This is a genomic window from Algoriphagus sp. Y33 (assembly GCF_014838715.1).
GTDB lineage: Bacteria > Bacteroidota > Bacteroidia > Cytophagales > Cyclobacteriaceae > Algoriphagus.
The window spans coordinates 3,170,851-3,184,527 of the sequence record NZ_CP061947.1; the positions used below are offsets into that span (position 1 = coordinate 3,170,851).

Annotated in this window: 10 protein-coding genes; 6 read left to right on the plus strand and 4 right to left on the minus strand. The window is 40.3% G+C overall.

Annotated features, from left to right (window positions below; all coding sequences use genetic code 11):
* Positions 1-38 precede the first annotated feature (38 nt).
* Positions 39-1,154 (plus strand): AI-2E family transporter, encoded by a 1,116-nt coding sequence (locus ID165_RS12770; protein WP_192351155.1) that lies wholly within the window; start codon positions 39-41, stop codon positions 1,152-1,154.
* The gene (locus ID165_RS12775) at positions 1,135-2,073 is read left to right on the plus strand and encodes a lipopolysaccharide assembly protein LapB (RefSeq protein ID WP_192351157.1); all 939 of its coding nucleotides are present in this window, start codon (positions 1,135-1,137) and stop codon (positions 2,071-2,073) included. The genes ID165_RS12770 and ID165_RS12775 overlap by 20 nt, the downstream gene beginning before the upstream one ends.
* On the opposite strand, the gene ID165_RS12780 is transcribed toward ID165_RS12775, so the two are convergent.
* The 3 genes from ID165_RS12780 to ID165_RS12790 all read right to left on the minus strand — a co-directional run bounded on the left by ID165_RS12780 (position 2,061) and on the right by ID165_RS12790 (position 8,309).
* Positions 2,061-4,301, minus strand: a complete 2,241-nt coding sequence (locus ID165_RS12780; RefSeq protein WP_192351159.1) for an ATP-binding protein — start codon at positions 4,299-4,301, stop codon at positions 2,061-2,063. The two genes, ID165_RS12775 and ID165_RS12780, sit on opposite strands and share 13 nt — an antisense overlap.
* A 467-nt stretch (positions 4,302-4,768) precedes the next feature.
* Positions 4,769-5,983: a porin gene (locus ID165_RS12785; protein ID WP_192351161.1), complete on the minus strand. Its 1,215-nt coding sequence runs from the start codon at positions 5,981-5,983 to the stop codon at positions 4,769-4,771.
* Between the two features lie 64 nt (positions 5,984-6,047).
* On the minus strand, positions 6,048-8,309 hold the full coding sequence (locus ID165_RS12790; RefSeq protein WP_192351163.1) for an aconitate hydratase: 2,262 nt from the start codon (positions 8,307-8,309) through the stop codon (positions 6,048-6,050).
* Positions 8,310-8,761: 452 nt separating this feature from the next.
* Between ID165_RS12790 and ID165_RS12795 the strand changes: the two genes are divergently transcribed.
* Entirely contained in the window at positions 8,762-10,537 is a 1,776-nt protein-coding gene (locus tag ID165_RS12795) for a histidine kinase N-terminal 7TM domain-containing protein (RefSeq protein ID WP_192351165.1), read from the plus strand.
* On the opposite strand, the gene ID165_RS12800 is transcribed toward ID165_RS12795, so the two are convergent.
* Positions 10,534-11,544: an acyl-CoA reductase gene (locus tag ID165_RS12800; protein ID WP_192351167.1), complete on the minus strand. Its 1,011-nt coding sequence runs from the start codon at positions 11,542-11,544 to the stop codon at positions 10,534-10,536. The two genes, ID165_RS12795 and ID165_RS12800, sit on opposite strands and share 4 nt — an antisense overlap.
* A gap of 139 nt (positions 11,545-11,683) precedes the next feature.
* Here ID165_RS12800 and ID165_RS12805 point away from each other — a divergent pair, with 139 nt between their 5' ends.
* The 3 genes from ID165_RS12805 to ID165_RS12815 all read left to right on the plus strand — a co-directional run bounded on the left by ID165_RS12805 (position 11,684) and on the right by ID165_RS12815 (position 13,670).
* Entirely contained in the window at positions 11,684-12,031 is a 348-nt protein-coding gene (locus ID165_RS12805; RefSeq protein ID WP_192351169.1) for a 4Fe-4S dicluster domain-containing protein, read from the plus strand.
* 135 nt (positions 12,032-12,166) lie between these two features.
* The gene (locus tag ID165_RS12810) at positions 12,167-12,496 is read left to right on the plus strand and encodes a DUF3276 family protein (protein ID WP_192351171.1); all 330 of its coding nucleotides are present in this window, start codon (positions 12,167-12,169) and stop codon (positions 12,494-12,496) included.
* Between the two features lie 88 nt (positions 12,497-12,584).
* The gene (locus ID165_RS12815; RefSeq protein WP_192351173.1) at positions 12,585-13,670 is read left to right on the plus strand and encodes an AI-2E family transporter; all 1,086 of its coding nucleotides are present in this window, start codon (positions 12,585-12,587) and stop codon (positions 13,668-13,670) included.
* Positions 13,671-13,677 lie beyond the last annotated feature (7 nt).

Here is a 13,677-nt window from a genome sequence, read left to right on the forward strand (position 1 = left end):
TAATTTATAAAATAGGTTGATCACATAACCACTATTGCATGGAAAACCCTGCCTTTAAACTTCCCTCCTACCTGAGGGCTCTCACGGTAATGATATTCATTATTGTGTTGGTTTTTTTCCTGATAGTAGGTAAAAGTCTGCTAGTCCCTTTGTTTATGGGCGGTTTTTTCGCAATACTCTTCACACCGCTTTCCATTTGGCTGGAATCTAAAAAAGTCCCTAGAATACTCTCGTGCGTCATTTCTCTACTACTAATGGTAGCTCTTGTAGGAGGGCTTTTGACGTTTATTGTAGGGAATGTCGCTAATTTCACAAAAGACTTTGACGACGTTTCGGGAAGACTTACCGATTATGCAAAGGATCTGGATAAATGGGCAATGGAGACATTTTCCTACGATACAGCACTAGCTGAAAAAGCAAATACCGATTATTTGAAGAACCTGTTGACTGAGAACAGTTCGAGTATAGGTGACTTCGCAATGAAGACAGTGGGTTCGCTTACAGGACTTGTCCTAATTCCTGTTTTTATGTTTTTCTTTCTTTTGTATAGAAATCACCTAACCCAAGTGGTAATCGAAATATACAAAGACAAAGACCCTGAACTTGTAAAAATACGCATTGTAAGCCTCAGGAAGGTGATTCTGAATTACATCATAGGCGTAGTCAAGGTAATGGGAATCCTGGCAGTCCTTAACATCACCGCTTTTTCATTACTTGGAATTAAACATGCAGTCTTCTTCGGTACACTTGGAGCGATTTTAAATATCATCCCCTATATAGGCCCATTTTTCGGTGCGATGCTGCCAATGGGATATTCATTTCTTACCAAGGATAGTTTGTTTTATCCGATAGGAGTTCTTGTCTGCTATCAAATCATACAGATGGTGGAGGGAAATTTCCTGACTCCGAAAATCGTGGGAGGGAATGTCAACCTTAATGCATTTATAACATTTCTTGGCTTAATCGTCGGAGGCACAATCTGGGGAGTGGCAGGTATGATTCTAATTATTCCAATGATGGCAATTCTGCGAGAAATATTTGATCTGAGTGATGCTACCAGACCTTTCGCATTATTGCTCGGTGAAGAAAAGGAAGAAAAAAAACAACAAGTGCAAGAAGAAGCTGAAGAAGTTAATGAAAAAGACAACAATTAATACCCTTTTGGTACTGATACTCACAGGACTTGCATTTTCATGTGACTCTGAGGAGAACAAAAAAGGGAGATTTCTTCTGAAAGGGAATGAAAAGATGGAGGAGAATGACCCCAAAAGTGCAATGGGCTTTTATCGTGAAGCCCTAGAAATGGATTCAACGTACGCTGATGCTTACTACAACAAGGCCCTGGCCCACTTGCAGCTAAATCAACTTACGGAAACTATCCAGGACCTCAGTCTTGCCATCAGGTATAAACCGGATTACTACGATGCTATCTTCCAAAGAGGATTGGGCTACCTCGACAACGGTGAGTTTTATAATGCCAGAGAAGACGGAAAGAAACTCTTACTGCTTGATGACAAAAACTGGAAAAGCTATTTTCTCAAGGGGTTGGTGGAAGAGAAATTAAAGAATTTTCCCGAAGCGCTTAATGCATTCACCAAAGCATCCGAACTCAATCCGAAGAATTCTGATCTGCTAGTGAACCAAGCAACAATCCTATATTATCAGAAAGATTTCGCTGCTGCGCAACAGGTGTTAAATGAAGCTATGGACATCAATCCACTGGAGCCAAATCTTCATAATTTGAAATCAATGATCTATTTCGATGAGCAAAATTATACAGGAGCACTAGATGCTGTAGAGAAAGCAATTTCTCTGGATAAAAGTCAGGCCTATTTCTACAACAACAAAGGTTTGTATCTACTCTTTCTTGATAGGCAAGAAGAAGCATTGGATCTAATCAATCAAAGTATCAAGATGGATTCAAAAAATCCTTTTGCGCTAAGAAACAAAGGTATTTACTATGTGATGAAGGGGGATAAAATTTCTGCGCTTCAGTATTTGGTGGAGTTGAATCAGGATTTTCCGGACATGGACTTAGTAGAAGAATACTTGGAAAAAGCTTATACGCTCTGATTTTTCTCAAAGACCACTTCTTTGATAATAGTTTGTAATTCGGAAGCATCGATGGGTTTAGCCACAAAGCCGTCAAAGTCACATTCCTCTAGCCGATCTATGATTTCCGGTTTTGCGGAAGCAGTAAGTGCAATTACAGGAGCCTCAGAGATTTTCTTGATTGCCACGGTCGCATCAAAACCGTCCATTTCAGGCATTTGAATGTCCATCAGAATACAGTCAAAATCCCTGTGGCTCACAGCATTCACAGCTTCACGCCCATTCAAAACCCGTTCATAAGTAAATCCCCATTTATTGATGATCTTACCCAAAACCAAAGCATTTACATCATTATCTTCAGCCATGAGTAGGTGGATCGATGAGCTTTGGCCAGAATCGCCGTTATTATTCACCTGTTTTTCCAACTTCATTTCAACAATGTCAAACTCCAGTTCGAAAAAGAACCTGCTCCCTTTATTCAACGCAGACTGAAGTGCAATTTCCCCTCCCATCAAATTCAAAAGCTTACGTGTGATAGAGAGGCCAAGACCGGTTCCACCGTATTTTGTACTGAAGGCTGGCCTTACCTGGTCAAAATCATTAAAAATTTTCTCTTGATATTCAGGTGCTATACCTATTCCATTGTCGCATACTTCGAAGTATATTCTCACCCTCCCGTTTCGCTTTTCAAGTAGATTCACCGAAAGCTTAACCTCCCCTGCATTGGTGAATTTAAGCGCATTGGTAATCAAGTTATTCAAGACTTGCGAAAGCCGTGTTTTGTCACCGAGAACCATGATATCCAATCCGTCAGAAAGCATTACCTCCAATTTGTTTTTACTGTCCTTGGCATGAAATGACAACCCTTTAATGATCTGTTTTATAAAATAACTTAGATGAAAGGGTGCTTTCTCAATAGTCAATTTCCCTGCCTCGATTTTCTGAAAATCCAGCAAATCATTGATCATGATAATCAAATTATCCACAGCAAAATTAATGGTATCCAGCTCCGCTTTTTGATGGTCTAGTGGGTCTCCATGAAGCAAGGAATAGGTAGAAGCTGAAATTGCATTCAACGGAGTTCGAAGCTCATGACTGATCATAGAAAGGAAATCAGACTTTATTTGACTGGACTTCTCGGCCGCTTTTCTGGAATCATCCAGCGTAGCTTCAAATTCCTTCTGTCCGGTAATATCAGTCAGGTATCCATACCACACCATATCTCCATTTTCGATGGCTTGTGGTCTGGCTGTTCCTAAAATCCAGCGATATTCATCATCGGTTGATTCGGATTTTACCCGGAATTGACATTGCCAAGGCTCTAGTCTCCGTGCCGAAGTGACCGAACTCATGATCAGCTGGGGTAAATCCTTCGGGTGAACTTGGGAAATCACCCCTGAGATGTCCGTGATGTTTTCAATCTCTTCAGGCTTTAATCCCAATACCCCGGCAATGCCTTTAGAGAGAAATGAAAAACTCATTTTCCCCTCTCCGTCCAGTACCAATTGATATAGCGCACCGGGAATTTGCGTCGTAAGGTTCATCAGGAAATTACTGTTATCCTCCAGATTCTTCTTCAAAGCAACTTTCTCAGAAACATCCTGAAATGAAAGCATCACGTATTGCACTCCGTCAACCACAAGTTGCTTGGAAGCGATTTCTAAATCCAGTGGATTTCCAAATGATTTGGAAAGTATGGATGAAAAACGGTGAATAGCCAGGTCCGAAACCGCCGCTCCGATCCATTGTTTCCATTGCTGAGAACCATTAAATAAACCTTCCAATTCGATCATATGACCGATTGAAGATTCCCTATCGTATCCAAAGAGTTTAAGGGCTTCTACATTTGAAAGGAAAATATCCCCCTCAGGGTTTAACACTAGTTGGGCATCAGGCGATTCTATCAAAAGCTGCTGAAACTTCTCTCTTGTAGGCAAATTGTGAGTTATACGCTTTTTGCCTTTATAGAATAAAAAATAGTTTGAAGAACTATCCTGAGGAAATTCTGCTTGAAATTCATAATCATCCCCACAATAACTTAATTCTATCTCCTCTGCTAAGCCAAAAACACTGATATTAAGACCTAGACCTACTAGACTTCTATCCGTTAAATTTGCTCCAATCTGCTCTTCAAAAGATCTATTGGAATAAAAAATGGAATAGGGGAAAGTATCATCCGCAAGAAACACCATCTCTGATGACTCGTGAATAAGTTTTTTAAACGTATCATTGATTCCCCTCTCTTGCATTCAATTGGTGGTTGCCGTGATTGAGCCCGGATTATGATAGTCCCAAATCCAAACTTCTTACTATCACGCCATAAACCTACATCAAAATGCATTTCATATCAAGTAATTTGGTTTATAAATAAAATTAAAAAATGTGAAAAATAATTTTGAATAGGATTTTATACCCTTTTTAGGAGGTTCCATTGCCAAAAAAATATTTATAAACCGCAACTTCTGCAAAAACCTTAGTACCAATTGAGCTTAAAAAGGGCTTTCTGAAATACACCCTATGGATTTTATGAATTGGATTTTCCGAGCCTCTATCAACTGATTAGCTATAGTATGACTAGGTACAAAAGCTTTAATAAATGAGTCGAAAGAGCCCTCACTTAATACAGCCAGATAGTGATAACATCCTTTTGGAAAAAATTTGTTTTATACCTGTCCAAGTGGGATACGCCAACTTATTTGTCCTTATATGGATAAAATCAAATACCGAATTCCACCTGAAATGTGGCAAACCAATAATTCCTCAAGTTTACTACCTGTGTCTGCCCATTATTCCAAGCATATCCCAGATTACCCTGAAGCTTTATCCTGTGTCCGTTTAAGTATTTGGAATAACCTAAGGCCGCTTCCTCTAGTTTATTCTCATATTCCCTGATCTCCTTATCAGGGCGTACAGATGCATATCGTAAAGCCAACTCAGACTTCCGGGAAACCATTTTACTGAGATGCATATTTGTACCGATTCCGACAAATACTACTTGAGAATCCCCTTCTGAATTCTTAGTAATGGGATCATCTGCACCTCTCTTAAAGAACTCTGCCATAGCTCCCCAACCGGCATATTTGAACATGGCGTCGGCAATAAGAACATTCAAATCCCTACCCTCATAAAGCCGGGACCCGAGCTGACCTCTTGTCCGGTGGGCATTTTTGTTCAAATTATAGGAAACACCAAGGGTAAGTTTTGGATTCTCTTCAAACTCCAAATCACCTTCTGAGTAATCCCCATTGTTTTTAAAATTGCCAAATGGAAGATACTCAATCCTTCCTGTATAACTTAATCCATTATCCCCGACAGAAGGGTTTCGTCCTTCCCCTGTATTGATAGCACCTTTAAGTTGAATTTGAGATCTCCCCTTGGTCTGATATGTGTAATATCCAAAAAAGCCAAAATCACGATCCAACGTAAAGAAACCATTTGCTATGGAACGGTCTGCAAACTGAAGATTGCCTGAACTTATTACACGCTCCCTGTTCCCAGGAAGCTTGGATTGCCCAAAACCCACATATAAATTGGGATTTAGAAAGTAATACACTATTGCATCCCGGATAGGCTGGGCGTAACCTCCTGATTCCAGATCCAAATCTGATTTAGAAAACCCCAATTGTATATAATACTGGATTTTAGGACTCAACACATATCCGTCAAGCCGCAATCGAAGCCTTCTAACTCTAAAGTCCACTTGGTCAACCCTAAAACCCTCCCTGCTTACCGTATTAAAACCAAAGCGGTTTTGCATTCTAAATCTCAGATTCAGAAGAAAAAGAGAGTCTTTGGAGATACTTATCCCATTTCTCACATTGATAAGTGCACGCTCATCTGATTCATTTTGTGCAAACAAATCCTGAGTACCCAAAACGATGAGTATAATCCAAAAGCAAAAACATAAAGGGAGTTGAGGCTGCTTTCCCATAAAATTTTGAATATGAAAAAAGCCGTAACGAAAATCGCTACGGCTTAAAATTGGATTAGTGGTATTAGGCTTTAGCTTTGATCAGGTTAAGAGCTGATCCAGCTTTAAACCATTCAATCTGTCCTTCATTGTATGTATGATTCACTTGGATAGTATCGGAAGATCCATCTGCGTGATTCAACACCACTTGTAATTGTTTGCCTGGAGCAAACGCGGTCAACCCCACAATATCGATGGAATCGTCTTCCTGTACCAAATCATAGTCGGCAGGATTGGCAAAAGTCAATCCCAGCATGCCTTGTTTTTTCAAATTTGTCTCGTGAATTCTCGCAAAAGATTTCACTAAGATAGCGCGTACGCCAAGGAAGCGGGGTTCCATCGCCGCATGCTCTCTGGAAGATCCTTCACCGTAGTTCTCATCACCTACTACGATAGAACCTATTCCATTGGCTTTATAATCACGCTGAGTAGCAGGAACTTCGCCATATGCTCCCGTCAATTGGTTCTTCACAGAGTTGGTAGCATCTGTATATGCATTGACGGCACCGATAAGCATGTTATTGGAAATATTGTCCAGATGTCCTCTAAATCTCAACCATGGACCAGCCATAGAGATGTGATCCGTAGTACACTTACCTTTTGCTTTGATCAGAAGTTTAAGACCTTTCAGATCTGTACCTTCCCAAGGCTGAAATGAATCCAGTAGTTGTAAACGGTCAGAAGTAGGGCTAACTGCTACAGATACTTGTGAGCCATCTTCAGCCGGTTTTTGATATCCTGCATCTTCTACTGCAAAACCTTTGGTAGGCAATTCAAGCCCGCTAGGTTCATCCAACTTCACGGATTCTCCTTCTTCGTTTACCAGACTATCAGTCAATGGATTGAAGGTCAAATCACCGGCAATAGCCAATGCCGTCACGATCTCAGGAGATGCAACGAAAGAGTGTGTGTTGGGATTACCATCGGCACGCTTGGCAAAATTCCTGTTGAAAGAAGTTATAATAGAGTTCTTCTCCTGCTTTTCTGCTCCATGACGAGCCCACTGACCGATACAAGGCCCACAAGCATTGGCGAGAACCACACCACCCATTTGCCCGAAAGTGTCCAAGAAACCATCCCGATCAACGGTAAATCTAACCTGCTCCGAGCCCGGGGTAATCGTATATTCAGATTTGGCAATCAGTTTTTTATCAACAGCCTGCTGGGCAAGGGAAGCAGCTCTGGAAATATCCTCGTATGAAGAATTGGTACAAGATCCGATCAAACCGACTTCCAGTTTTGCAGGCCAACCGTTTTCTTTCACCGCCGCAGCAAATTTAGAAATAGGCCAAGCCAAATCAGGAGTGAATGGACCATTTACATGTGGTTCCAATTCAGAAAGATTGATCTCAATTACCTCATCAAAGTAAGTAGCAGGATTGGCATAAACCTCCTCATCACCCGTAAGGTGCTCAGCGATTCCATTCGCCAAATCGGCTACATCAGCTCTTTCGGTGGATTTTAAGTAAGCAGCAGACTTCTCATCATAACCGAAAATCGAAGTAGTAGCCCCGATTTCAGCCCCCATGTTACATATGGTGCCTTTTCCTGTAGCTGAAAGAGACCTAGCTCCTTCACCAAAATATTCCACTATAGCGCCGGTACCGCCTTTTACGGTAAGAATACCTGCCACTTTCAGAATTACATCTTTTGCAGAAGTCCAGCCGGAAAGCTTTCCTGTAAGCTTCACTCCTATCAATTTAGGGAATTTCAGCTCCCAAGGAAGTCCTGCCATTACATCACATGCATCAGCTCCGCCTACTCCGATCGCTACCATTCCAAGTCCGCCCGCATTTGGTGTGTGGGAATCAGTCCCGATCATCATTCCACCCGGGAATGCATAGTTTTCCAATACTACCTGATGAATAATACCTGCTCCAGGCTTCCAAAAGCCTAGACCATATTTATTGGAAACAGAAGCTAAGAAGTCATAAACTTCCTTGTTTTTATCTTTTGCTTTGGTCAAATCCTGAACAGCTCCCACTTCAGCTTGAATCAAGTGATCACAGTGAACTGTGGAAGGCACAGCCACTTGGCTCTTACCCGCCTGCATAAATTGAAGTAGCGCCATTTGTGCAGTAGCATCTTGCATTGCAACCCTGTCCGGCTGAAAATCAACGTAAGAAACACCTCTGTCGTAAGCCTGCGTAGCCACGCCTTCAGTTAAGTGTGCATAAAGAATCTTTTCAGTCAAAGTAAGTGGACGCCCCACGGCCTTACGAGCCGCTTCGATACGTTCTGGGTATCTGGCATACACTTTTTTGATCATTTCAATATCAAAAGCCATTGTATAGGGATTTTTTGTTTGGTAAAAGTTTCGATTTTTATCGACCGCAAATATAGGAAGTTAGCCCAATAATAGGTAACCATCCTCTTGGTGTAACACCCTCTTTCTCCTTATTTAAAACCATTTTAGCTTTATCCGGTTATTTGTCCCGTTGACCAAGGCATCCATTTATTCAGAATCGTTAAAAATCAAAACTATATTTTTGGATTACGTGTCAAATATTTATTTTTCTTTGCCTTGGATATCAGCTACTATTACAGGCTGATATAGTCAATATGATTTCCAACAGTGGTGCCTGTAGCCCTATTTCCCTTGCTTTTACAAAGCGAAGACAGATGCCGGCCCTGTCACTGGAATTCACCGAATGCTCTGTTGCCTTTGTCTCTTTCTTTCAGAAATACTGCGGATTAACAAAAAATAAAATCACAGATCACTCAACTCACCCAGTCTAAATGGAGTTCATTTTAAATCCATTTTCAATAGTACTTTTACTCTCAGGGCTTCTTATGGGGGGGCTTTCACTTTACATTGTTTTTAGGGTGGAAGACTCTACCAGATGGGTAGCTCTCACCATGCTTTGTGCCACAGTTTGGGGGTTTTTCTATGGATTGGAACTCAGTGTCTCTACCAGAGAGGCAATGTTTTTCTTTGTCAAACTGGAATATTTGGGCATCGCACCAATCGGTGCCTTTTATCTTATTTTCAGTTTAAAGTACACGAGCTATAAATCACGTAAATTTGGCCTACTTACCGGGCTGATACTTTTCATTCCCGTTCTGACTTATTTATTGGTGATCACGAATGACTACCATCACCTTCATTACAATTCTTTTGAGCTCCTAAATTCAAGTCCATTTCCAACCGCTAAAATTGAAATTGGTCCATGGTACTATGTCAATTTGATCTACATATACTTCGCCTTCTCACTGGGAAGCTTTATCATTTGGAAAAGATTCCGGTTCTCCGATCAATTGTTCAAAACCCAAACCAGATTATTACTCTTGGGGGGCATATTCCCTTTAGTCATCAATCTTTTATACCAAACCCACATTTTCAGGCCATTCGAAGTCATTGATTTGACTCCTTTTGCCTTTTTGTTTACCTACCTGATTTTGGGCTTTGCCATTCTAAAATATCAATTGTTTAGCCTCAAGCCCATTGCCCGCACCAAGGTAATGGAAGCTATTACCAAAGGGGTCCTGGTCTTGGATTCTGCCACTAAAATAGTAGACTTCAATCCAGCCTTTTTAGCCTACTGCACTAGCCCCGCCAAAATAAAAGTCGCCAGCAAGGCCGAAGTCATTTTCAAAAACAATCATGACATCCTGAAGTTAATCGCAACCGGAAAAGCAACTAGTATCGAAAGCAAAATCAAATCAGGAAAACAGGTAAAAACTTACCTCATTGAGGCGATTCCGCTCTTGGACAAAAGAGCTATAAACAACGGGCTAGTCCTACTCTTTGAAGATGTCACTGAACAAAAATCCATCAATGAGACCCTTAAGTCCCAAGCCATTGAACTCCAACAGCTAAACGATCTAAAAGACAAATATTTCAGCATTATTTCCCATGACCTCAAAGGTCCGATTTTCGGTATCAAAGAGCTGATACATTTGACTAATTCAGGGGAAGTTTCAGCAAAAGAATTTATGGATATGCTACCCGAGGTATCCAAAAACATGGAACAGGTCGCACTCCTGCTTGAGAATCTTCTAGCTTGGTCCAGCTCTCAACTCAGAGGTGGGGAAATAGTGAAGTATCAGGAATTTGATGTCCACAAAATACTAATCCAACAAAAAGGAATTCTGGAAAGAATAGCCGCTGAGAAGAAAATCAGCATTTCTATAGATGCCCAAGCCAAATTCACTGCGAAAGCTGACAAAAACATGATCGAACTGGTAATAAGAAACTTAATCAACAATGCAATCAAATTTTCTGATTATGGAGGCAAAATCAGGATTTCAACTTACGATGAGCAGAACTTTGTGAAGATCTGTATTGAAGATAGTGGGAAAGGAATCTCTTCTGAAAATCTGTCAAAAATCCGTGAGGGAATTTCATTCACCACTACAGGCCAAAACAACGAATCAGGAACAGGACTTGGACTAATATTGGTCAAAGAATATATGCGGAAAAACAACGGGCAAATAGAGGTTTACTCTGAAGAAGGAATAGGCACCACATTCCATATGAAATTGCCTGCTTGTGCTATAGAAAGCGTATTTTAAGACAATCCCAGCAGAAAGGCCATAGTATCTACATTATCAGCATACTCCCATGGCTCAGGACATTGTGCCGATCCAAATGGAATTTTACCGTCTCCGCTTCCTATTATACACTGAATTTTAGATTTTAGCGGATTCAGTTTTGCTAACAATTGATCCTCGTCCTCATAAATTTCATAATAGAGAACCGAGATCGGAGAGACCATATCCCCACTCTCTTTCACCAGCAAAAAACCATTGTCCAAGTGCTTTTCTAAATTCACCAGATAGATGGATTTATTATAATCATAGTTATTATGATATTTGTGATGTGATGCTATTGGCGAATACACTTCCAGCGCACCGAGCAAATCCTGAAGTTGTTCCTCCGACCTCAAATAAATTTTAGAGACATTCCTGCATCCTAAACCATAATATTGAAAAATATCCTTGCCTAACCTAATGTAATCCCCCGTGGTCTCATTGCCTGAAAGCACGGCTATTGACGTTCTGTTCTGTCTGATCACATGGGGATATTTCCCAAAATAATAATTGAAATATCTGGAAGAATTATCACTTCCCGTGGCAATATAGGCATCCATTCCCTTAAGCATTTCTTCAATCTTGATTTGTCTCTCTATTTTTGGATCAACTTCAATCAATTTTTTAATGATCCATTTCATCAAGATCGTATCAGAAGAACTCAGTTTGATAACTGCTTGATGGCCTGAAAGTATCACACACATCAAGTCATGAAAGCCAACAGCAGGGATATTTCCAGCCATCATCAAGCCAACGGACTTTGGATTTTCTATTTCTTCCAATTCATAGTTCGAGAGCCAAGAATTCAATTTCCCTTCAGACAACATATAGATAATCCCCTCCAAAGCAGCATCTACAGCATCTTTGGTAAACCAGTTATTGTTGTTTTCTGCTCTCCAAATCAATTCATCTTTTTCATCCGGGCTCATCAGTTCTTTGATAACTTTCCCGAGATTGACAAATGCGGATATACGTTCTGCTGGTTTCATACTTTATAATTGATGAGGCAAATTTAGCTTTTTTGAAAAGAAGCGAACTTAGAATCGAATTAAATTAGTTAGTATGACAACTTTTTTATTGCCTCACAGTTTTAAGGTTATTACTTTTGGGCTTTAAACAATCGAAGTTATGGCTATAATGATTACCGACGAATGCATCAACTGCGGTGCATGCGAACCAGAATGCCCAAACACTGCAATCTATGAAGGCGGTGTAGAATGGACTTGGAGTGGCGGTACTAGTTTGGATGAAGTTACTTTAGAAGACGGTACTGTAATAGATGGAAATGAGAAGCAAGAGCCTGTATCGGACGAGTTTTACTATATCGTGACTGATAAGTGTACAGAATGTAATGGCTTCCATGAGGAACCACAGTGTGCCGCAGTATGCCCGGTGGATTGCTGTGTGGATGATCCTGATCATCGAGAAACCGAAGAAGAGCTGTTGGCAAAAAAAGCAATGATGCACGGAGAATGAGCTTTTGCCGGCCCTAATCCAACTTCCAAAATGATACTTTGCTAAAATATTAACACTGATATTTGAATTCTAGACGCGAATTGTTTTATATTCGGTCGTATTTTAACCAACGTTATTCATAAAACATAAGGAATTGTGGAAGATCAAAGAGGCTATGATAGAGATGAGATTTTCTCTAAAAAAGTAAAAGCAGGTAAGAGAACTTATTTTTTTGATGTCAAATCAACTCGCTCAAACGATTACTACCTGACGATTACGGAAAGCAAGAGAAAAGTAAACGGCGAAAACTTCACTTACGAAAAGCATAAAATTTTCCTTTACAAGGAAGATTTCTTCAAATTTGTAGAAGCACTGAATGAGTCGGTAGATCACGTTAAAAACGAGCTTCTGCCTGACGTAGATTTCGATCAATACGAAAAAGAGGAAGCTGAGTCAGATTATAATGATGAATTGAAGTGGGAATAGTACAGTTAGATTTTCTTGAACTTTAGTTTCAAATCGGAGAAATAGTATATTAGAGGAGGCAGTTTTGCCTCCTCTTCTCATTTAGGATATGCAGCGCTTTTTCATTTATCTCATTTTATTCCTTGCAGTTTTTCTGCTGTTCGGCTGGTATTTTTCCAATATCACTCTGTACCTGATTGTTTCATTAATTCTAGCAGCGCTTCTGCGCCCGCTAACCAATCAGCTAAACGACTTCCACTTATTGGGACAGCATATTCCCAGGTGGGCAGCCATAGCCTTATCCTATTCGGCGATAGTTTTGCTACTGGTATTGCTCAGCTTCCTTTTTTTCCCGCTGATCAATAATCAAATCATAATCCTAAGTGAATTGGATCTTAATGGTATTTATGAGCAAATCCAAATCCCCGTCACTAGAATCGAAGGTTTTCTCCTCCGTCACGAATTATTGGAAACTCAACAGGGTTATTTATTTGGTCGCCTGAAAGGCAGCATGATCAATATGATCAAAGAATTCGATTTCACCACCTTTATCGGTGGAGTGATCACTACTACGAGCAGTCTATTTATCGGGACAATGGCAATTGCTTTTATTACCTTTTTTCTCCTTTTGGAGAATGGTCTGCTGCGGAGAAATTTGCTCAATTTGATCCCCAACCCCTATTTTGAGCTTTCAGTTGCGACTTTTACCAAAGTGGAAAAGTTACTGTCAAACTACCTTTCGGGACTTATGCTGCAAATGCTTGCAATTTTTTCGCTGGCTAGTTTTGGGCTGACTGTCATGGGAGTTGAATACGCATTAACAATAGCGCTTTTTGCCGCAGTAGCAAATCTAATCCCCTATGCAGGCCCGCTGTTAGGAGCTACTTTCGGAATTATAGTCGGTATTTCTTCGGGCACTTTTGAGTCAAACACTGAATTAAACTACTTAATCATAAAGATCCTGTCGATTTTTGGACTAGTCCAGATGACAGACAACCTATTTCTGCAGCCTTTGATTTTTTCTAAATCTGTAAAAGCGCATCCCCTTGAAATATTTGTTGTTATCTTTGCCGGGGCAAAAATTGCCGGCGTAGTCGGGATGATATTTGCCATACCGGTTTACACCATCTTTAGAGTTTTCATTTTGGAATTCTATACGGGGTATAAATCTTATAAAATATTTAAAATAAAATAACGAATTA